General features: G+C 60.8%; 18 protein-coding genes and 1 pseudogene. 4 read left to right on the top strand and 15 right to left on the bottom strand.

Features of this window, described 5'->3' with window-relative positions; translation table 11 throughout:
• Positions 1 to 38 precede the first annotated feature (38 nt).
• Both ppk1 and hemB read right to left on the bottom strand, forming a co-directional pair.
• The gene (gene ppk1 / locus MJP36_RS03310) at positions 39 to 2,261 is read right to left on the bottom strand and encodes a polyphosphate kinase 1 (protein ID WP_060753591.1); all 2,223 of its coding nucleotides are present in this window, start codon (positions 2,259 to 2,261) and stop codon (positions 39 to 41) included.
• A gap of 18 nt (positions 2,262 to 2,279) precedes the next feature.
• Positions 2,280 to 3,293 carry a porphobilinogen synthase gene (hemB, locus tag MJP36_RS03305; RefSeq protein WP_060753592.1) on the bottom strand — a complete coding sequence of 338 codons (1,014 nt, stop codon included), beginning with the start codon at positions 3,291 to 3,293 and terminating at the stop codon, positions 2,280 to 2,282.
• A 209-nt stretch (positions 3,294 to 3,502) separates the two neighbouring features.
• Between hemB and MJP36_RS03300 the strand changes: the two genes are divergently transcribed.
• Positions 3,503 to 4,138, top strand: a complete 636-nt coding sequence (locus tag MJP36_RS03300) for a DedA family protein (protein WP_104994993.1) — start codon at positions 3,503 to 3,505, stop codon at positions 4,136 to 4,138.
• Here MJP36_RS03300 and MJP36_RS03295 read toward each other — a convergent pair.
• The gene (locus tag MJP36_RS03295) at positions 4,119 to 5,354 is read right to left on the bottom strand and encodes a sterol desaturase family protein (RefSeq protein ID WP_244384875.1); all 1,236 of its coding nucleotides are present in this window, start codon (positions 5,352 to 5,354) and stop codon (positions 4,119 to 4,121) included. The genes MJP36_RS03300 and MJP36_RS03295 overlap by 20 nt on opposite strands.
• Before the next feature lie 116 nt (positions 5,355 to 5,470).
• On the opposite strand from MJP36_RS03295, the gene elbB reads away from it, so the two are divergent.
• Positions 5,471 to 6,145, top strand: a complete 675-nt coding sequence (gene elbB, locus MJP36_RS03290) for an isoprenoid biosynthesis glyoxalase ElbB (RefSeq protein ID WP_060753595.1) — start codon at positions 5,471 to 5,473, stop codon at positions 6,143 to 6,145.
• Between the two features lie 124 nt (positions 6,146 to 6,269).
• Here the strand turns inward: elbB and MJP36_RS03285 are convergent, their stop codons facing one another.
• From MJP36_RS03285 to MJP36_RS03270, 4 genes are all read right to left on the bottom strand, one after another.
• Positions 6,270 to 8,168 (bottom strand): FTR1 family protein, encoded by a 1,899-nt coding sequence (locus tag MJP36_RS03285; RefSeq protein ID WP_090368032.1) that lies wholly within the window; start codon positions 8,166 to 8,168, stop codon positions 6,270 to 6,272.
• A 154-nt stretch (positions 8,169 to 8,322) separates the two neighbouring features.
• On the bottom strand, positions 8,323 to 8,955 hold the full coding sequence (locus MJP36_RS03280) for a LysE family transporter (RefSeq protein WP_104994996.1): 633 nt from the start codon (positions 8,953 to 8,955) through the stop codon (positions 8,323 to 8,325).
• Positions 8,956 to 9,025: 70 nt separating this feature from the next.
• A complete protein-coding gene (locus tag MJP36_RS03275; protein ID WP_060753598.1) occupies positions 9,026 to 9,580 on the bottom strand; it encodes a mechanosensitive ion channel family protein in 555 nt (184 codons plus the stop codon).
• Entirely contained in the window at positions 9,580 to 11,490 is a 1,911-nt protein-coding gene (locus MJP36_RS03270; RefSeq protein ID WP_060753599.1) for an ATP-binding cassette domain-containing protein, read from the bottom strand. The genes MJP36_RS03275 and MJP36_RS03270 overlap by 1 nt, the downstream gene beginning before the upstream one ends.
• 50 nt (positions 11,491 to 11,540) lie before the next feature.
• Between MJP36_RS03270 and MJP36_RS03265 the strand changes: the two genes are divergently transcribed.
• On the top strand, positions 11,541 to 12,005 hold the full coding sequence (locus tag MJP36_RS03265; protein WP_104994998.1) for a TIGR02444 family protein: 465 nt from the start codon (positions 11,541 to 11,543) through the stop codon (positions 12,003 to 12,005).
• A 167-nt stretch (positions 12,006 to 12,172) separates the two neighbouring features.
• Here the strand turns inward: MJP36_RS03265 and MJP36_RS03260 are convergent.
• Positions 12,173 to 13,237: pseudogene (locus MJP36_RS03260) on the bottom strand (AlgP family protein); the annotation flags it as partial.
• Between the two features lie 192 nt (positions 13,238 to 13,429).
• Here MJP36_RS03260 and MJP36_RS03255 point away from each other — a divergent pair.
• Positions 13,430 to 14,107 carry an FKBP-type peptidyl-prolyl cis-trans isomerase gene (locus MJP36_RS03255; RefSeq protein ID WP_060753602.1) on the top strand — a complete coding sequence of 226 codons (678 nt, stop codon included), beginning with the start codon at positions 13,430 to 13,432 and terminating at the stop codon, positions 14,105 to 14,107.
• Positions 14,108 to 14,160: 53 nt separating this feature from the next.
• Here the strand turns inward: MJP36_RS03255 and MJP36_RS03250 are convergent, their stop codons facing one another.
• The 7 genes from MJP36_RS03250 to MJP36_RS03220 all read right to left on the bottom strand — a co-directional run bounded on the left by MJP36_RS03250 (position 14,161) and on the right by MJP36_RS03220 (position 20,544).
• Complete coding sequence (locus tag MJP36_RS03250; protein WP_060753603.1) at positions 14,161 to 14,619, bottom strand: Rsd/AlgQ family anti-sigma factor; 459 nt, start codon at positions 14,617 to 14,619, stop codon at positions 14,161 to 14,163.
• A gap of 208 nt (positions 14,620 to 14,827) precedes the next feature.
• On the bottom strand, positions 14,828 to 15,349 hold the full coding sequence (locus MJP36_RS03245) for a disulfide bond formation protein B (protein ID WP_060753604.1): 522 nt from the start codon (positions 15,347 to 15,349) through the stop codon (positions 14,828 to 14,830).
• 235 nt (positions 15,350 to 15,584) lie between these two features.
• Positions 15,585 to 16,826 carry a heme biosynthesis protein HemY gene (locus tag MJP36_RS03240; protein WP_244384873.1) on the bottom strand — a complete coding sequence of 414 codons (1,242 nt, stop codon included), beginning with the start codon at positions 16,824 to 16,826 and terminating at the stop codon, positions 15,585 to 15,587.
• A 5-nt stretch (positions 16,827 to 16,831) separates the two neighbouring features.
• Positions 16,832 to 17,944, bottom strand: coding sequence for a uroporphyrinogen-III C-methyltransferase (locus MJP36_RS03235; RefSeq protein ID WP_090368016.1), 1,113 nt, complete (start codon positions 17,942 to 17,944; stop codon positions 16,832 to 16,834).
• Between the two features lie 18 nt (positions 17,945 to 17,962).
• Positions 17,963 to 18,721, bottom strand: coding sequence for a uroporphyrinogen-III synthase (locus MJP36_RS03230; RefSeq protein ID WP_161548617.1), 759 nt, complete (start codon positions 18,719 to 18,721; stop codon positions 17,963 to 17,965).
• Positions 18,718 to 19,659, bottom strand: a complete 942-nt coding sequence (gene hemC / locus MJP36_RS03225; RefSeq protein WP_104995002.1) for a hydroxymethylbilane synthase — start codon at positions 19,657 to 19,659, stop codon at positions 18,718 to 18,720. Before hemC ends, MJP36_RS03230 begins: the two co-directional genes overlap by 4 nt.
• A gap of 138 nt (positions 19,660 to 19,797) precedes the next feature.
• Entirely contained in the window at positions 19,798 to 20,544 is a 747-nt protein-coding gene (locus MJP36_RS03220) for a LytR/AlgR family response regulator transcription factor (protein ID WP_060753609.1), read from the bottom strand.
• Positions 20,545 to 20,631 lie beyond the last annotated feature (87 nt).

Raw genomic sequence — 20,631 nt, 5'->3', positions numbered from 1 at the left:
ACAAATTGTGGGAGGGGGCTTGCCCCCTCCCACACTTTTTAGTTCACGGTGAGAATCGGGCTACCCAACTTCTCCAGCAACGTCGCCTGCGCACTGCGCGGGTTCTGGTTGCCGGTTGGCGTGTTGCGCACGTAGCGGCCGTCCGATTGCAGGCTCCAGCTATGCGTGTTGTCGGTGAGGTAGCTTTCCAGCTCCTTCTTGACCCGCATGATCAGCTTCTTGCCTTCCACCGGGAAGCATGTCTCTACACGCTTATCGAGGTTGCGCTCCATCCAGTCGGCGCTGGAGAGGAACATCTGCTCTTCGCCTCCGTTGAGGAAGTAGAAGACCCGCGTGTGCTCCAGGAAACGACCGATGATCGAGCGCACATGGATGTTATGCGACACCCCCACAATGCCTGGGCGCAGGCAGCACATGCCACGCACCACCAGGTCGATGCGCACACCAGACTGGCTGGCCTTGTAGAGCGCGCGGATGATTTTCGGATCGGTCAGCGAGTTGAACTTGGCGATGATGTGCGCCGGCTTGCCGTCGAGGGCGAACTGGGTCTCGCGGGCAATCATGTCGAGCATGCCCTTCTTGAGCGTAAACGGCGCATGCAGCAGCTTCTTCATGCGCAGGGTCTTGCCCATGCCGATCAACTGGCTGAACAACTTGCCAACGTCTTCACACAACGCATCGTCGGAGGTCAGCAGGCTGTAGTCGGTATAGAGCTTCGCGTTGCCGGCGTGGTAGTTACCGGTACCCAAGTGGGCATAACGGACGATCTCACCGGCTTCGCGGCGCAGGATCAGCATCATCTTGGCGTGGGTCTTGAAACCGACCACACCGTAGATCACCACCGCACCGGCCGCTTGCAGGCGGCTGGCCAGTTGCAGGTTGGACTCTTCGTCAAAGCGTGCACGCAGTTCGATCACCGCGGTGACTTCCTTGCCGTTACGCGCAGCGTCGACCAATGCATCCACGATTTCCGAGTTGGCGCCGGAACGGTACAGCGTCTGGCGCACAGCGAGCACATGCGGGTCCTTGGCAGCCTGGCGCAGCAGGTCGACCACCGGGGTGAAGGACTCGAACGGGTGCAGCAGCAGGATGTCCTGCTTGCTCACGACGTTGAAGATGTTCTCGCTGTTTTGCAGCAGTTTCGGGATCTGCGGGGTGAACGGCGTGTATTGCAGCTCCGGGTGGCTGTCCAGGCCGGTGATGCTGAACAGGCGCGTCAGGTTCACAGGGCCATTGACCTGATACAGCTCGGTCTCGCCCAGGTTGAACTGCTTGAGCAAATAGTCCGACAGGTGTTTCGGGCAGGTATCGGCCACTTCCAGGCGCACCGCATCGCCGTAGCGCCGCGAGAACAGCTCACCGCGCAGGGCACGGGCCAAGTCTTCGACGTCTTCGGAATCCAGCGCCAGGTCGGCGTTACGGGTCAGGCGGAACTGGTAGCAGCCCTTGACCTTCATGCCCTGGAACAGGTCATCGGCGTGTGCATGGATCATCGACGACAGGAATACATAGTTGTCGCCAGCCCCACCGACCTCTTCCGGTACCTTGATGATCCGTGGCAGCAAGCGCGGCGCCGGGATAATCGCCAGGCCCGAGTCGCGACCGAAGGCGTCGATGCCTTCGAGTTCCACGATGAAGTTCAGGCTTTTGTTCACCAGCAACGGGAACGGGTGCGTCGGGTCGAGGCCAATCGGGGTGATGATCGGTGAAATCTCGTCGCGGAAGTAGCGGCGCACCCAGGTCTTGATCTTGGTGGTCCAGTGACGACGACGGATAAAACGGACCTGATGCTTCTCCAGTTCCGGCAACAGGATGTCATTGAGGATCGCGTACTGGCGATCCACTTGGCCGTGAACCAGCTCGCTGATGCGGGCCAGGGCCTGATGCGGCTGCAGGCCATCGGCACCGGCTTGCTCGCGGGCGAAAGTGATCTGTTTCTTGAGGCCGGCGACACGGATCTCGAAGAACTCGTCCAGGTTGCTGGAGAAGATCAGCAGGAACTTGAGCCGCTCCAGCAGCGGGTAGGACTCATCCAGCGCCTGCTCCAGCACGCGGATGTTGAATTGCAGTTGCGACAGCTCGCGGTGGATGTACAGGCTGCTGTCATCCAGGTTGGTCACGACGGGAACCGGAGCCGGCACAGGTGGCTCAGTCGCCACGGCAGGCGGTGCCGGCTCCAGCTCCGGCGGGGTCTCGGTGACTTGTTCAACCACCGGGTGAGCGTCTTTTACGGCAACTTCTGTAAGTCCTTCGGTATTCATCGAGTGTTCCTGTGAGGGCTATTGTTGCTCTCTAAGCAATTGGGCAGCGCGGGCGGCGAAGTAGGTCAGAATGCCATCGGCGCCGGCACGTTTAAAGGCTGTCAGGGATTCGAGGATCACCCCTTCACTCAACCAACCATTCTGGATCGCGGCCATGTGCATGGCGTATTCACCGCTGACCTGATAGACAAAGGTCGGCACCTTGAATTCCTCTTTGACCCGGTAAAGGATGTCCAGGTAAGGCATCCCTGGCTTGACCATGACCATGTCGGCGCCTTCGGCCAGGTCGGCCGCCACTTCGTGCAGGGCTTCATGGCTGTTGGCCGGGTCCATCTGGTACGAAGCCTTGTTGGCCTTGCCCAGGTTCAGCGCCGAACCCACCGCATCGCGGAATGGGCCGTAATAGGCACTGGCGTACTTGGCCGAATAGGCCATGATCCGCACATTGACGTGGCCGGCCAGTTCCAGGGCTTCGCGAATCGCCTGGATGCGGCCATCCATCATGTCCGAGGGCGCAACGACCTGGGCACCTGCCGCAGCGTGGGACAATGCCTGTTTGACCAGCGCATCGACAGTGATGTCGTTCTGAACATAGCCGTCTTCGTCAAGAATGCCATCCTGCCCGTGGGTGGTGAACGGGTCCAGGGCCACGTCGGTGATCACCCCCAACTCCGGGAACCGTTCACGCAGGGCGCGGGTAGCGCGCTGGGCGATCCCGTCGGGGTTCCAGGCTTGCGCAGCATCCAGCGACTTGAGTTCAGGTGGGGTCACGGGGAACAGCGCCAACGCCGGGATCCCCAATTCAACCCAACCGGCGGCTTCTTCAAGCAGCAAATCAATGGTCAAGCGCTCCACACCCGGCATCGAGGCCACTGTTTCCCGACGATTTTCCCCGTCCAGCACAAAGACCGGCAAGATCAGATCATTCGTAGTCAGTACATTTTCACGCACCAGACGGCGGGAAAAATCATCACGACGATTGCGACGCAGACGGGTGGCGGGAAACAGGCGATGGGCAGGGGTAAAGCTCACGACAGACTCCTGAGCCCGCGTTTACGGGCGAGCGTTGCAGTTATAAGCGGCCATTATGACGAAGGAATGACAGTTGTGCTTATCGATGCGACCTGTAGTCGCATTCGTCGTTTATGTAGGATTTGTTCACTTCGTGACACATCTCGATACTTTCATGAATGTTCGCGAAGGCGTAGGCTGCGCGTTCATTTCGCCAGCATCCCCAGACCATGCTTCAACAATTTCTGCATGACTTCGGCTACTTTGCGCTCTTCCTGGGCACCTTTTTCGAAGGCGAGACCATTCTGGTCCTCGCAGGCTTCCTGGCTTTCCGTGGCTACATGGATATCAACCTGGTGGTCGTCGTTGCCTTTTTCGGCAGCTACGCCGGTGACCAGCTTTGGTACTACATGGGCCGCAAACACGGTCGCAAGCTGCTGGCGCGCAAACCGCGCTGGCAATTGATGGGCGACAAGGCCCTGGAACATATCCGCAAACATCCGGATATCTGGGTGCTGAGTTTCCGCTTCGTCTACGGGTTGCGCACGGTAATGCCCGTGGCGATTGGCCTTTCCGGCTACCCGCCGTTGCGCTACCTGATCCTCAACGGTATTGGCGCCGCTGTGTGGGCGGTGGCCCTGGGCGCTGCGGCGTACCACTTCGGCGCAGTGTTGGAAGGCATGCTGGGCAGCATCAAGAAGTACGAGCTGTGGGTATTGGGCGCGTTGCTGGCACTGGGCTTCGGCCTGTGGCTGCGTCGTCGGATCAAAAACGCCCGCATCGCCCGCGAGGCCTGCGCCGAGGCCAAGGCCCGACTGGCAGCCGAGCCGGTCCCTGTCGCCCCCCCTAAGACACCAGTCGAGTAACCTGGCTTCTGCAGCAGTAGAGGCCAATCACGCTGAGCAGGCTGTAGCTCAACAGGCCCAGCCAGCCCAGATGGCTGGCCGGCCATAGCCCGACCAGCGGCGCCAGCCATACCAGCGGCACATTCAACACCAGCCGCAAGAGTTCGGCCTTCAGTGCCCACGGGCGATTCTCAAGGGCCACGCCCAAGGTAAACAGCCCCAGCGCCATGGCACTCCAGCCCAGTATCAACGCGGCCGTGGGCAAGCCCTCGCCGAAATTCATCAGATAACTGCCAAACCCGACATACGCGGCAAATTGCAGGGCGATATAAACCTGCTGTCGCGTATCCAACGGCACTTCGAATTTGCGGAACTGGCTCAGGTCATGCCTGGCCATTGGATACTTGGCCTTTACATCCGCCGGGCGCCAGCCGGTGCGCATGAACCAGATGCGCAGCTTGTCCCACCAGCGCTCGGTGCGCCGCGCATCGTTCCACAGCTGTGCATAAAACTGCAGGTTGGCCCAGAGCGGGTTCCAACTGGCCAGGGGCGTGGTGACGCCAAAGATCACCGGCTCGTTATCGTCCTCTTCCTGGAACGAGCCGAACAGCCGGTCCCAAATAATGAACACGCCGCCGTAATTGCGATCCATGTAAAGCGCGTTCTGTGCATGGTGGGCGCGGTGATTGGAGGGCGTCACGAAGAACCACTCGAACCAGCCAAGCTTGGGCACATGACGGGTGTGCACCCAGAATTGGTACAGCAGGTTGAGCGACGCCACACTGATAAACACCACCAGCGGCACCCCGAGCACGGCCAGGGGCAGATAGAAGATCCAGCTCAACAGAAAGCCGGTGCTGGTCTGACGCAGTGCGGTGGTGAGGTTGTAGTCCTCGCTTTGATGATGCACCGAGTGCGCGGCCCACAGGATATTGCGCTCATGCCCCATGCGATGGAGCCAGTAGTAACAGAAGTCGTAGAACACGAAGGCGAACACCCAGGTCCACACGCTGTGGGCCGACAGTTCGATCAACGCCAGGTGCTTGAGAGCGAAGGCGTACGTCAACAGCCCCACGCCTTTGGTCAGGAGCCCCGTAGTGGTCGATAACACGCCGGTGCTGAGACTGTTGATGGCGTCCGCCACCCGATAGTTGCGTGCGCCACGCCAGCGGTCGGCGAGCAGCTCGATCACGATCAAGGCGATGAAAAACGGTACCGCGTAAGGCACGAAGTCCATGGGCTAGTCCGATGTATTTTTGTTACATCAAGGTTAGGTGTAGCGGCAGGAGATCCCATTGGCAACAGGTGACAAATTAGTAGACATTTAACGCCACGAAATAGGGAGAAGTACTCATGAGCAAAAAGATTGCAGTGATCCTTTCGGGCTGTGGCGTATACGACGGCGCAGAGATCCACGAAAGCGTGATCACCCTGCTGCGCCTCGATCAGCGTGGCGCCCAGGTTCAATGCTTTGCCCCGGATGTCGCGCAATTGCATGTGATCAACCACCTCACCGGCGCGGAAATGCCCGAGTCGCGCAATGTGCTGGTGGAGTCGGCGCGCATCGCCCGTGGTGAAGTGAAGGACATTCGCGAAGCGAGCGTCGACGACTTTGACGCGCTGATCGTGCCCGGCGGATTTGGCGCGGCAAAAAACCTGTCGAACTTTGCGGTGGAAGGAGCCGGTTGCAGTGTCAACCCGCAACTGCTGGCATTGGCGGAAGCTTTTGCAGAGGCCGGCAAACCCGTGGGGCTGATCTGCATCGCCCCTGCCCTGGCCGCAAAAATCTACGGCCCTGGCGTAACCTGCACCATCGGTAACTGTCCCGACACCGCAGCGGCACTGGACAAGATGGGCGCCACCCACCAGGAATGCGCGGTGGAAGATATCGTTGAGGACAAGGCCCGCAAGCTGGTGAGCACGCCGGCCTATATGCTTGGCAAACGCATCAGCGAGGTCGCTTCAGGCATCAACAAGCTCGTGGATCGCGTCTTGGAACTGACCCACGAGAACGAACACCCCTTGTAGTGAGCGGGCTTGCCCCGCGCTGGGCGGCATAGCCGCCCTAATCCAGCCATCGCGGTGACTCAGCTAAAACGCGGTGGCTGGGTTTGGGGCGGCTTCGCCCCCCAGCGCGGGGCAAGCCCGCTCACTACAAGGTGACGGCTCGGCGTTTTTCGGCCAGGCGACTACGGCCATACAGCACCATAATCGCCAGAATCGCCACCGCCTGTGCACTCAGCGAATACGCATCGGCATGAATGCCCAGCCAGTCGAAGTCAAAAAACGCCACCGGCCGGGTGCCGAAGATACCGGCTTCCTGCAAAGCCTTCACACCGTGCCCGGCGAATACCACCGACAGTGCGCACAACAGCGCGGCGTTGATGCCGAAAAACAGCGCCAATGGCAGTTTCGCCGAGCCGCGCAAGATCACCCAGGCCAGGCCCACCAGCAGCACCAGCGCCGTGGCGCCACCGGCCAACACGGCGTTGTGCCCTGCCGGGCCGGCTTGCAGCCACAAGGTTTCGTAGAACAGGATCACTTCGAACAGCTCGCGATAGACCGAGAAGAACGCCAGCACGGCAAACCCAAACCGCCCACCGCCGCCCACCAGGCTACTCTTGATGTAATCCTGCCAGGCTGCCGCGTGGCGGCGGTCATGCATCCACACGCCCAGCCACAACACCATCACACTGGCGAACAATGCGGTGCAGCCCTCAAGCAATTCGCGCTGGGCGCCGCTCACGTCAATCACATACGCCGCCAATGCCCAAGTGCCCAGCCCGGCCAACAGCGCCAGGCCCCAACCTACGTTGACACTGCGCACTGCCGATTGCTGGCCGGTGTTACGCAGGAAGGCGAGGATCGCCGCCAGTACCAGGATCGCCTCCAGACCTTCGCGCAGCAGGATCAGCAAACCCGAGATGTAACTCAGAGACCAGCTCAGGCCATCACCGCCCAACAGGCCGGCAGACTCGGTGAGTTTGCCCTTGGCCACATCCAGGCGCTGCTGCACCTGCTCGATCGGCAAACCATCCTGCAGAGACTGTCGATAGGCCATCAACGCCTTCTCGGTGTCCTTGCGTACGTTGGCGTCGACGTTATCCAGGGAGCTTTCCACCAGCTCGAAGCCCTCCAGGTAAGCCGCTACCGACAGGTCATACGCCTGCTCGTGGTCACCGTTGCGGAACGCGATGAGGCTCTTGTCCAGGGTGGCGGCGGTGTAGTCGAGCAACTGCGCCGGACCACGCTTGACCTGCGGCGGTTGCGCGCGCTGGGCACGGAAGGTGGCGGCGACCGTCGGGCCGTCTGCTGCCAGCACTTCATTGGGGGTCTGGCGAGCGAGGTCGGCAAGGTTGAACGCTTGCTCGCTTTTGGCGGCAGCCGGGTCGGCGGTGAAACCCGCGATGTAGGTGGCCAGGTCCCAGCGTTGACGGTCGTCCAATTGGTCGGCAAAGGACGGCATGTCAGTGCCTTCAACACCCAGGCCGAGAGTGTTGTAGATCGCGTAGAGGCTCAGGCGGTCCAGGCGCGTGGCATCGCGCAGGTTGGCGGGTGGCGGGGTCATGCCGGTGCTGGCCGGGCCGTCACCGGCGCCGGCAGTGCCGTGGCACACCGAGCAATGCTGGGCATAGAGCGGTGCGCCGCGGGTCGGGTCGGGAGTGATGGCCGGTGCCTGGCTGACTTCATAAGCCACTGCTAGTTTTGCCCCCAATTGACGGGCTTGATGGGCAACAGCCACACCGTCTTCATGCGCGGTAACCGCCGCCAGCAATTCATCGACGCCTTTGATCAGCTCTGCACGCTCAGGCCGTTCCGGCAACTGCGCGACCAAACCTTGCAGTACCCCCAGGAACTCAACCTGTTCCTGGTATTCCGACTCGTCAACCACCTTGCCGGCTTCCACCGTCGGGGGGTAGTCAGCGCCAATATAGTCCAGCAAATGCAGGGCTTGTGGGGCGCCCTCGGCTGTCGCAGCCAGCAGATTGAAGCTGCACGACATCAGCGCCGGCAACAGCAGGCAGGCGAGAAAACGAAAGGGGGCAATCATGAATGAATCTCAAAGCTAAACACGAAGTAACACATTGTTGTGCTTTAGAGGGTTTGACTCAAGGCGTAAGTGAATTGATGTGTGCAGGCTAGGGCTTTTTGAAGCCAGATGGGAGGGAATTGCTCCCTCTCACCTTTCTAATGAATTTCGTCAGTTACGCGGTTGCGCGATGCAGGCTGGCCAGGAAACCCGCGGCCCCCACGAACAACCCGGCAAACGTACGATTCATGCGTTTTTGCTGCTTCGGCGTACGCAACAGGCGCAGGACTTTCGAGGCCAGCCCCGTGTAGCCCGCCATCACGATCATGTCGACACTGATCATCGTCGCGCCCAGGATCAGGTACTGGATCAGCAACGGCGCCTGCGGGTTCACGAACTGTGGCAGCACCGCCAGCATGAACACCAGCGCCTTGGGGTTGCTGGCGTTAACCAGGAACCCACGGAACATCATCGCCACCGGCCTGCCGATCGGGCGCCCCGCCGCATCATCGGTCATGTCCATGGGCAAGGCGCGCCATTGCTTGATCGCCAGGTACACCAGGTACGCCACACCAAACCATTTGATGGCGTAGAACGCCGTGGAAGACGCCGCCAGAATCGCGCCAAGGCCACCCGCGACCACGGCGATCTGCATCGCCAGGCCAATCTGCAGGCCCAGGGCGTTCCAGTAGCCGCGCAAAAAGCCATATTGCAGGCCACTGGACATCGAGGCGATGGCACCTGCGCCAGGCGAAAGGGAGATGATCCAACTGGCCAGGAAAAAGGCCAGCCATGTATCGAGAGCCATTACCCACCTCGTTGCAAATTCGTCGTAAGCGCTAAGCTAACTCCGACCACCGAAGCCTGGCTATCAATTTTTATACAGGCGTGTTCCAGCGTCGCACCGAGCGCTGGAAGAACAAGCTGTTGGGCACCTGCACCGTTGCGCAGTGAGTACCGGCTTCTTCCAACTCGACCAGCGTGGTGTAGAGCAGGTTGATCGCCACGACACGCCCCTTCACGCCTGGCTTGTCGAGGGTGTCTATCAGTTCGACGATGTCACCCAGACGGAAGGGCCCGACGGTAAAAATCAAAATCGCGCACAACAGATTGGACAGCACCGACCACATGGCAAAAAACGCCACGGCAGCGACCGCGACAAAACCCGACAGCGCCGTCCACAGCACCGTGGCGGAGACACCCAGGCGCTCCAACACGAAGATCAGCGCACTGCCCATGATCAGCCAGCGCAAACCACCGCGCAGGGGCATCAGCAGTTGTGGAGGGAATGGGTAGCGCTCACCCAGGCGGGTGAGCCCTTTGGCTACAAAGCGTTGCGCGAGGTAGCCGGCCAACAGGATCAGCAGGATTTGCACGCCAATCCACACCGGCTCGACCCACTGCGCCGGTAACGGCAATTGCAGCGCCTCCATCAGGACAGCGCCTCCAACTCCGCTTGCAAGGTTTCCAGCAGTTCGAGAGCCTCCATCCAGGCTTCCTCCAACTGCCCTTCACGCACCTTGAGCTTGGCCTGTTCGGCCAGCAGGTCGCGCAGTTCGTCCTTGCGTGCGGCTTCATACACGGCGCTGTCGCCCAGGCTGGCCTCGATCTTGGCCAGACGCTCGTGCACCTTGCCCAGTTCAGCTTCCAGCTTGTCGGCTTCACGCTTGTGCGGCGCCAACTGTTGGCGCAGCGCGGCGGCAGCCTGGCGCTGGGCCTTCTTGTCAGTCTTGTCCGGGTTGATCGGCGTGTTGCTGACCGGTGCGTTGCGCAGGCGGTAGTCCGTCAGCCAGCGTGCGTAGTCATCCAGGTCGCCGTCGAACTCTTCAACTTTGCCGTCAGCCACCAGCAGGAAGTTGTCGGTCGTGCTCTTGAGCAAGTGGCGGTCGTGAGACACCACCAATACCGCGCCACTGAACTCCTGCAGGGCCATGGTCAGCGCCAGGCGCATTTCGAGGTCCAGGTGGTTGGTGGGTTCGTCGAGCAGCAACAGGTTGGGCCGATCCCAGGCAATCAACGCCAGGGCCAGGCGGGCTTTTTCGCCGCCGGAGAAGTTCAGCACCGGCTCGTCGATGCGCGCACCGCGGAAGTCGAAACCACCCAGGAAGTCGCGCAAGGTCTGCTCGCGCTCGGTTGGCGCCAGGCGTTGCAGGTGCAGCAAAGGGCTGGCCTTGGCGTCGAGCGAATCCAGTTGATGCTGGGCGAAGTAACCCACCACGGTGTTCTCGCCACGGGTCAAACGACCCGCCAAGGGCGACAGCTCCCCGGACAGGTTCTTGATCAGCGTCGACTTGCCCGCACCGTTGGGACCGAGCAAACCAATGCGCGCACCGGGCGTGAGCTGCAGCTTGACCTTCTCCAGGATGGTTTTGTCGCCATAACCCAGGCGAGCATCCGAGAGGTCCAGCAGCGGGCTCGAGATCTTGGCCGACTCGCGGAACACGAAATCGAACGGCGAATCGACGTGGGCCGCCGACAGCTCTTCCATGCGCTCCAGGGCTTTGATTCGGCTCTGGGCCTGGCGAGCCTTGGTGGCCTGGGCCTTGAACCTTGCGATATAGCTTTCCATGTGCGCACGCTGCGCCTGCTGCTTCTCGTAGGCCTGTTGCTGCTGGGCCAGACGCTCGGCACGCGCACGCTCGAACGCGGTGTAGCCGCCACGATAGAGGGTGATTTTCTTCTGCTCGACATGGGCGATGTTATCGACCACGGCGTCGAGGAAATCCCGGTCGTGGGAAATCAGCAACAAGGTGCCCTGATAGCTCTTGAGGAAGTCTTCCAGCCACAGAATCGCATCGAGGTCCAAGTGGTTGGTCGGCTCATCGAGCAGCAACAGATCCGAGGGGCACATCAGCGCCTGGGCCAGGTTCAGGCGCATGCGCCAGCCACCGGAGAAGTCGGCGACCGGACGGTCCATCTGTTCGTTGGTAAAACCGAGGCCGGCGAGCATCTTGCGAGCGCGGGCGTCGGCGGTGTAGCCGTCGGCGCTGTCGAGTTCCGAGTGCAGGCGGGCCTGGGCAGCGCCGTCCTGGGCTTTCTCGGCCTCGGCCAGGTCGTTTTGCACCTGGCGCAGACGCAGGTCGCCATCGAGCACGTAGTCGATCGCGATGCGGTCCAGCGTGTCGATCTCCTGGCGCATATGGGCGATACGCCAGTCTGCCGGCAGCAGGCAGTCCCCGGAATCCGGGGTCAGCTCACCCAGCAACAAGGCGAACAACGTGGATTTTCCGGCGCCGTTGGCGCCGATCAGGCCGGCTTTGTGACCGGCGTGCAGGGTCAGCTCGGCGTCTTCGAGAAGACGTTGCGGGCCACGCTGTAATGTTAGGCTTTGAAGTCGGATCATAATGGCGGCGGAGTCTACCAGCTTCGTTGGCCGCTGGCTTGGGTGTGAATATGTGTGCTGACCTGTGGAGCTTTGCCCTCTCGACTTACGCCCGCCCGGGCGTCGAGGCCGCTTGCCTGCGCCTGCAGGAACGGGGAGCGAATGTGTGCCTGTTGCTCTGCGGAGCATGGCTGGAACAGCGCGGCGTGGAAGTGCGCACCGAACGAATTCAGGCCCTGAAACACATCGCCGAACCTTGGCAGACGCAGGTGGTTGAGCCGTTGCGGCAGGTGCGTGTGCAATGGCGTGCGTTATCGCAGCAGGATGAGTCGTTGGCGTCGTTACGCGAGCGGGTCAAAGCCCTGGAGCTGGAGGCGGAACACGAGTTGCTGGTGCGACTGGAAGCTGTGTCACAAGAGTGGCCGACAGAGGCGCAGGCAAATCACCAGCCGTGGCTGGAAAGACTGGCGGCTGAAGCTGCCGCCAACCTTGACCACGACGCGCAGCGGCTGCGCGCCGTGATCACCAACACTTAGGAAGCGCTGGTTGGAGTGGTGCTGGGTGCTGCCGGTGCAGGGGTGCTGCTGGTCGGAGCAGATGGTGCGGTAGACGCTACCGGAGCAGCGGCAGGTACTGCTGGCTTGGCCGGGGCTGGTTTAGCGGCAGCAGGTTTGGCTACTGGCTTGGCCGCTGGTTTTGCAACAGCAGGTTTGGCAGCTGGCTTGGCGACTGGTTTCGCAGTAGCAGGTTTGGCAGCCGGTTTCGCAGCGGCGGTTTTAGCAGCTGGCTTGGCGGCTGGTTTCGCTGCAACGGTTTTAGCAGCTGGCTTGGCGGCTGGTTTTGCAGCAGCGGTTTTGGCAGCTGGCTTGGCGGCTGGTTTTGCAGCAGCGGTTTTAGCAGCTGGCTTGGCGGCTGGTTTTGCAGCAGCGGTTTTAGCAGCTGGCTTGGCGGCTGGTTTTGCAGCAGCGGTTTTAGCAACTGGCTTGGCGGCTGGTTTCGCAGCAGTGGTTTTAGCAGCTGGCTTGGCGGCTGGTTTCGCAGCAGCGGTTTTGGCAGCTGGCTTGGCGGCTGGTTTTGCAGCAGCGGTTTTGGCAGCTGGCTTGGCGGCTGGTTTTGCAGCAGCGGTTTTAGCAGCTGGCTTGGCGGCTGGTTTCGCAGCAGCGGTTTTGGCAGCTGGCTTGGCGGCTGGTTTCGCAGCAGCGGTTTTGGCAGCTGGCTTGGCGGCTGGTTTTGCAGCAGCGGTTTTAGCAGCTGGCTTGGCGGCTGGTTTCGCAGCAGCGGTTTTGGCAGCTGGCTTGGCGGCTGGTTTCGCAGCAGCAGTTTTAGCAACTGGTTTTGTCACTGGCTTGGCTACCGCTTTTGCAGGGGTACGAGAGCCCAGTACTTTAGCGACGGCTTCCTTCACACGCCCCACGCCCTGTGCCAATTTCAGGCTTTCCTGAGCATCTTTTTTGAGTTGGGAAATGTAGGTGCGGGTTTCAGCTTGGCGATCCTTGAGGGCGTCGAGCAAGTCCTCAAGTTCTTTGACAGCGTCTTTAGCTTTGGCTTGAGCCTTGGCCTTGCCGGCAGTAGCGGCGTCTTGCAGTTTGGTGCGGGATTTGTGCAGTTTCTCTTGCGCTTTACCGCGTTGTTTTTCCAGTTTGGCGAGCAGCTTTTCTGCATCGGCCAAAGCTTGGGAACACGCGCTTTCAAGATGTTCGAGCAAGCTGCCCGAAAGTTGTTGGAGCAAGTGCAACGGGGTATTTACAGGCTTCTGTTTGGCCGACATGGTTTACCTCCTGGCTGACGTGGGTGCGGCTCATACTAGCCCTCTGCTCTTACCGCCGCTAGGGCATGTTGACAGTATCATTTGCCTCGCGTTGCAACGTGAGAAAATTCTTATCGATATAACGAAAAACCACGGCCCTTTTTACCGACTCACACTGGCATAATCCGTCGCACTTTCGCCGGGAGAATGCCCATGTCGCGTTACCTTTTTCTAGTGCTTGGCTTGGGGATTTGCGTGGCCAACGCGAACGAGCAATCCGCCTCCAAAACCACCGCGCCCGACCCGCACGACCTCGCATACAGCCTGGGTGCGAGCCTCGGCGAACGACTGCGCCAGGAAGTCCCGGACCTGCAGATCCAGGCGCTCGTCGACGGCCTCAAGCAGGCTTATCAAGGCAAGCCGCTGGCGCTGGATAACACGCGTATCGAACAGATCCTCGCCCAGCATGAGGCACAGAGCGAAGCCGACGCCCAAGCTCCGCAGAGCGAAAAAGCCCTCGCCGCCGAACAGCAATTCCTGGCCCAGGAAAAATCAGCCAAGGGCGTGCGCGAATTGGCGGATGGCATCCTGCTCACCGAGTTGATGCCAGGCACGGGCAACAAGCCGTCAGCGTCTGATGAGGTGCAGGTGAAATATGTAGGGCGGTTGCCCGACGGGACAGTTTTCGATCAGAGCACGCAACCGCAGTGGTTCCGCCTGGACAGCGTGATCAGCGGCTGGCGTTCAGCGTTACAACAGATGCCGGTAGGCGCGAAATGGCGTCTGGTCATTCCATCTGCACAGGCCTATGGCGCAGACGGCGCGGGCGAGTTGATACCGCCGTATACACCGTTGGTATTCGAGATCGAACTGCTGGGTACGCGCCACTGACCCAATAAAAAACGGTGCGCCATGCGCACCGTTTTTTGTACGGCGATCAAGGGTCAAGCCTGAGTAACAGGTTCTTCCTTGTGAGCGTTGTGCAGCACTTCGATCAAGCAGTCTTCCAGCTCGAAACGCTCATGCAACAGCGCGCCCAGTTCTTTGAATTTTTCCGCAACACATTGTCCTGCATCGCACAGGTCAGTGAACGCCAGCAGTTTCTCAGTGATGGCATCGATCCGCGGGTAGATCGTCTCGGCCAGTTCCAGCCCACGCTGATCGTCAAAGGCTTGCGCCTCCTCGGTCAGTTGCTCGTAGACACCAAAATGGCCAGCAGACACATAGTCCACCAACACACCACAGAAGTCCTGCAACGGTTCGCGGTTCTCAGCCAGAGCTTCGGGCTTGGCACCGAGAGCATCAAAGGCCCGAACCAGTTCGTGACGTGCCTTCAGCCAGCTATCGATCAGCTTGTGCACCCCACCCCAGCGTTCCTGAGCATTCTGACAACTTTCCAGCATGATGATCTCTCTTCCCTATAGGGGCGCTGCTGCCTTGTGCCCGCGCAACATTCAAGGATAAAGCAGCAGCCGGACAAGGCCGCGTCCGATAAACAGATTTGATAACGCGTGCGGGCCAGATTATGCCCGCATGACTATGGCTTCAAGGTACGCAGGAGAGAAAGTTCATACAAGTGTTTAATCCCATCCTACAACTTGAACCTCATATTCATGGCAGTGCAATGCGCAAACGTTGGCTGAACAACAGCCGCGAAAACTGCATGATTCCCAAAATAAGCATCGCTAAAAAGAACAACAGACTCCATTCGGGCAGGCTCAGGTCGAACAGCGTCCAGTTGATCTCGACGCAGTCGACGGTGCCGTTGAAGACCGACCGTACCGCCTGCCAAAAGGAAAGGTTTTCAATCATGTACTGGAGGCTCGGCCAACAATCTTGAATCTGGTCCGATGCCGCGTTCTGCAGTAATACCTGACGCACTGCGGTGATGGCGCCGAAGCATGCGCACGCCATGCTCGCCAGCCCGTACAGGTAGAGGCCCGGCCGCGCTGGGTTATGAAGGGCCGCGATCAGGTTGATCAGCGCATAGGCAGCGAGAAACAGCCGCTGTACCTGGCACAGGAAGCAAGGCTGTAACAGCGCGCCGTATTCCAGGTAGAAAGACGCGCCCAACGTCAGCCCACCAACCATGAACGCCAGGAAAAACATAGAGCGTAAGGGGGCCAAAGACATTGTTTATCCGTACCACGAAAGATAGGTCGCTACGGTAGAGGAAAGGCCCGACCCCTTTCAATACGCGCTAGAGCAGACAATTCCGCGAAACCGTAGAGACATCCCGCCAGAATCGGGAGGAAACTCCGCAATTGCACGTAGGAATTGAAGAGCAGGACATTTACAACAAGGGTTTGTGCAAAGTTCAGGGCTGGCTGTCAGATAGCTCCGCACCAACCCTTCCCCCTTTTCGACCTCAAACCCGCGCGGGCACGGGTAATGGAGCGGCCAACAGACGGTTGTCGAGCAACCCCAGGCCCTCCTGGAACAGCTGGTTGCTGCGCTCGGTATCACCCAATTGGGCCAGCAGGCGGGCCAGCTCGGCGCAAGCCTCTGGGTTGCGCTGTACCTGCAGGCTGCTCTCCAGGTAATCCCGCGCTTTGCCCCACAAACTATTTTGCAGGCATAGGCGACCCAACGTCAGAAGCAGGCTGGCGTCACCCGAATGATCCTTGAGCCAGCTTTCGGCAAACTTGAGCTGACGGGCCGGGTCGCTGCCGCGCAACAACCCATAAAGCCGCATGAGATGACTGTCGTAGCCGCGCTTGATCGCACCGCGCAGCACTTCTTCGGCCTTGGCATCAGCGCCCAGTCGACGCAGTTGGTCGGCGTAGGCCAACACCAGTTGCGGCTCCTGGCGCTGGGCGGAAGTCAGTTGCTCCCAGGCCCGTTCAAGCGACTGCAAGCCGGCTTCGCCATGCTCTTCACGCTGGGCCGCCACGCCCAGGTTTTCACCCCAGGCGCGACGCTCCAATTCAGCCAGCTCGCTGGCAGGAAGCACCTTGTCCTTGCGCAGCTCCGGTAACAAGCGAATGACCGACGCCCAATCACCTCGCTGCTGATGCAGGCGCTGCAACTGGCGCAATACCTGAGCGTTATGCGGGTGGCGCTCGTGCATGGCCTGCAGAGTGACCAGGGCGCCGTCGGTATCGCCACGGTCCATCTGCAATTGCGCATGGCTCAAGGCAATGGCCAGTTCCGCCTGGGGCTGGCGCTCCAAAGCGCGTTCCAGCAAACCGTCGGACTCTTCGTAACGCCCCTGCTCATTGGCCGCACGTGCTGCGCCAAGGTAATGCAGCAAGGGTTGGCGCTCGGCCTCGGCGGCGCGATGCAGATGGCGCTCGGCGCTGGCCCAGCGGCCCTCGGCAAGGTCCATCTGGCCCTGCTCGATCGCAATCTGTACCCGACGACTGCGATTGCGCCGCGACCATGGGTTGACCACCCCCCCGGAGGTGGTGATCAGGCTCAATAAAACGCGGGCCAGGTAGATCGCCAGGCCAATGGCACACACCGCCACCAACGTGGCCCACAAGCTCGACTCGTAATGCAGCACATGGGGATAGGTAATCAGCACGTAGCCGGTGTGTTTCGAAATGCCCACTGCCAATGCCAGGGCGATTGCAATCGCCAGCACCAGGACCACATAGAAACGTTTCATCGGCTCTACTCCTGGGTCGCCGGCGTGCCCGCCGATGCTTTGGCTTCATCGGCAGACAGGTGACGACGCTCAAGATACGCCTGCACTGCCGCGAGACTTGCCGCCAGGTCCGGCGTCACCACCGAAACTGCCTTGGGCTCCAGTTCAGCGATACGCGCCAGCATCGCTTTGCTCTGCGGGTTGTCCTGGTTGAAGTTGTCCTGCAGCACGCTGCGCGCCTCAGCCAGAGAACGGCTGTACACCGCCGCCTCACCGTTGAGCGCCGCCCATTGGGCTTGCTCCAGAGCCAGGCTCAGGGCCAGGCGTACCTGGTTCAAGCCCTGGCCGGCCAGCAGTGGGCGAATATTATCGTCGGGGTTGAAGTCGATGCGGAAGTAGCGGGAAATCTGCTCCCACCATTCGCTCAAGCGGTTGTCTGTATCGGTGGTCGGACGCCCTTGGGAGGCAGGCTCGGTGAGCTGGTATTCAGGTGCGACAGCCGCCAGTTGCACAATCTGGTCACGCAGCGCGGCCAATTGCAAGTACAGCCCGGTGCGGTCCGGCTGCTCGGTGCTACGCAGCGCGGCAAGGCTCTTGGCCAACTGCTCGCGGGCGGCGAAGGAGCCGGGATCGCTCTGTTCGCGAATAATTTCGTCGGCGCCCTGGACCAGCGACTGAGCGCTGTTGATGTCCTGCAGGGCGGACAAACGCAAACTGGCCAGACGAATCAAGTGCTCGGCCTCGGCCAGACGCCAATCCTTGCGGCTGGCGCCCAGCACCGTTTCCAGGCGCTGGCTCAAACGTTGCTGGTCGCCCTGCAACTGGGCCACCAGGCGGCGGCGCTCCTCCAGCTCGTCAGCACTGGGCAACTGCGCCAGCCGCGCCGTCAGCTGTTGCTGGCTCTGCTTGAAGGATTGGGATTGGTCGTCGAGGCTTTGCACTTGGCTCAACTGCTGCTGGTTACTGGCCTGCAGGCTGCGCACCTGCCAGATTCCCCAGCCGCCGGCGGCAACACCTGCGGCGCCCAGCAGCAGGGCGAGGATCGCCAGGCCATTGCCACGGCGTGGTTCGGTGACCGGTGCAACCGGCGCATCGAGCGCGGGCTGAGCTTCATCTTTAGGCAAGGCTGTTTCGCTCACGTATCCGTCCTTTGCGTATCAGAGAGTGGGAACGGGAAAGCTCCGTAACGCCACTAACAAAGCCGCGGCACTCGCACCGCGACAATCCACAACTTTTTCTGCGCCCGCAGCCCGCGCCATCTCAAAGACTCGCGGGCTGGGCACGAACAATGGCAGCCGTGCCACCTGTGGCCAGTCCGGCCCAGCCAGGGCTTGCAGGTGCAGCAAACCCTGCCCACTGCTGACCACCACGCCGTTCAAGCGTTCCAACTGGATGCGTTGCATCAGCACCCCAGTGTCATAAGCCGGCAAGAAACGGCGATACAACTCCAGATAGTCGACACTAGCACCTTGTTCGCGCAAACGCTCAGCCAGCAGCTCTCGGCCGCCCTCACCCCGCAGGATCAATACACGGGCGCCTGGGCCTGCGATAGCCTCACGCAGGGTCGGCAATGCAAGCAAGGCCTCGCTGTCGTCGCCGGTTTGCGGATATTGAACGTTGAGGCCGTGATCGGCCAGTACCTGTGCGGTGGCCGCGCCGACACTGAACCAGGACAGTTGCGGCCAGACTCGATCCAACTGCTGCAAGGCCAGGCGTGCGGCAGGCTTGCTCACCACAATCACCGCACAATAGCGGCCCAGGCCACTAAACACAGCTTGTTGCTCAGCCGTGACCGGCAAAGCTTCGATATCCAGCAAGGGCAGGCTGCTGCTGAAAATGCCGGCCTCGGACAATGACGCCGCCAGCGCCATCGACTCTTCGGCTGGCCGCGTCAGCAGCACACGCCACTGGGTCACTGCGGACCCGCCTCACCGTAGACCTTTTGCAGAATGGCGCCGGCACCCTTGGCCAACAGTTCCTCAGCCACCTGGATGCCCAAGGCTGTGGCGTCACGCTGTGCCCCACGCACTTGAGCGGTGAGCAACGTGCCGCCGTCCGGGTCGCCTACCAAGCCACGCAGCCAAAGGTTTTCACCTTCAAGCACGGCATAACAGGCAATCGGCACCTGGCACCCCCCGTTAAGATGCTTGTTCAGGGCGCGCTCGGCGGTGACACGGACTTCAGTATCCGGATGATCAAGGGGCTTGAGCAGGGCGTGAATTTCACTGTCGGCGGTACGGCATTCGATGCCCACGGCGCCCTGCCCGCCTGCGGGCAAGCTGTCTTCGACGCTGATCGGCGAAGTGATGCGGTCTTCGAAGCCCAGGCGGATCAAACCGGCGGACGCGAGAATGATCGCGTCGTACTCTCCGGCGTCCAGCTTGGCCAGGCGGGTATTGACATTGCCACGCAGGAAGCGGATCTGCAGGTCCGGGCGACGGGTGAGCAACTGCGCCTGGCGACGCAGGCTGGAGGTGCCGACGATACTGCCCAACGGCAGTTCGTCCAGAGACTTGTAGGTATTGGAAACAAACGCATCACGCGGGTCTTCGCGTTCGCAGATGCAATACAGGCCCAGGCCTTCGGGGAAGTCCATGGGCACGTCTTTCATCGAGTGCACGGCGATATCGGCTTCGTTTTCCAGCAGTGCGGTTTCCAGTTCCTTGACGAACAAACCCTTGCCGCCGATCTTCGACAGGGGCGAATCCAGCAGTTTGTCGCCGCGACTGACCATGGGCACCAGGGTCACCTTGAGACCCGGATGGGCCTGTTCAAGACGTGCTTTGACGTATTCGGCCTGCCACAAGGCCAAGGCGCTTTTACGGGTGGCGATGCGGATTTCGCGAGAGGACATGGATCAATCCGTACTGAATAGATACGGCAGATAATAACAGCTCAGGCAGACACGCTTTGATTTGAATCAGCAAGTGCGGGGCCTCCCTGGCCGCATCGCACCGGGATCGGGGCTGAAAACCTCGCCGCAGCCTTTGGGCTAAAGCTGCTGCATCATCTTGCGCACACCCGCGACATGGCGTCGGCTGACGATCAGGGCATCACCGTTAAGCCCTTTCAAAAACAGCTGAAAGTGCCCAAGGGGGGTGCGCTGCAGGCGCTCTATTCGCTCACGGGCCACCAACGCGTTGCGATGGATACGCACGAAGCGGTCGCCGAACTCATCCTCGAGGGCCTTGAGGGGCTCATCAAGCAACACCTCGCCCGCCTCGTGCCGCAGGGTCACGTATTTGTGGTCGGCAATAAAGTAGACCACCTGGTCCAAGGGGATCAGCTCGATACCCTTGCGGGTGCGCGCACTGATATGGCTGCGCGGCCCGTTGCCACTTTGGGCGGCGGGCAGCGTCAGGGCACCGAGTTGGACGCGGTTTGGGCGCTCGGCCTTTTTCAGGGCCTTGAGCAAGGCTTCGCCAGTCACCGGCTTGACCAGGAAGCTGACGCCACTGGCCTCAAGCGTGGGTGCGGCGAACTCTTCGTGAGCGGCGCACAACACCACTGCGGGTGGCGACTCTCGCTCGCTCAAGCGAGCCGCGACTTGCAGGCCATCCAGGCCTGGCATGCGGATATCGAGCAACACCACATCCGGCTTGAGGCTGTCGATCAGCGTCAACGCCTCCTCGCCGTTGGTGGCGCTCGGTTCAAGGACTGTATAACCCTCGAGTTCACTGACCAAACGGCTCAGTCGCTCGCGGGCTTGGGGTTCGTCATCAACGATCAGGACATTCATATTGCGCTGGATTCCTGCGTGAGTCTCGCACAAGGATAGCGTAGACAGGTGCGGTGACTTGCGTCACAGCGATCCACGCTAAGACTA

Source organism: Pseudomonas palleroniana, from assembly GCF_022836895.1.
Classification (GTDB): Bacteria; Pseudomonadota; Gammaproteobacteria; order Pseudomonadales; family Pseudomonadaceae; genus Aquipseudomonas; species Aquipseudomonas palleroniana.
This window is presented reverse-complemented; position numbering and strand designations above follow the sequence as displayed.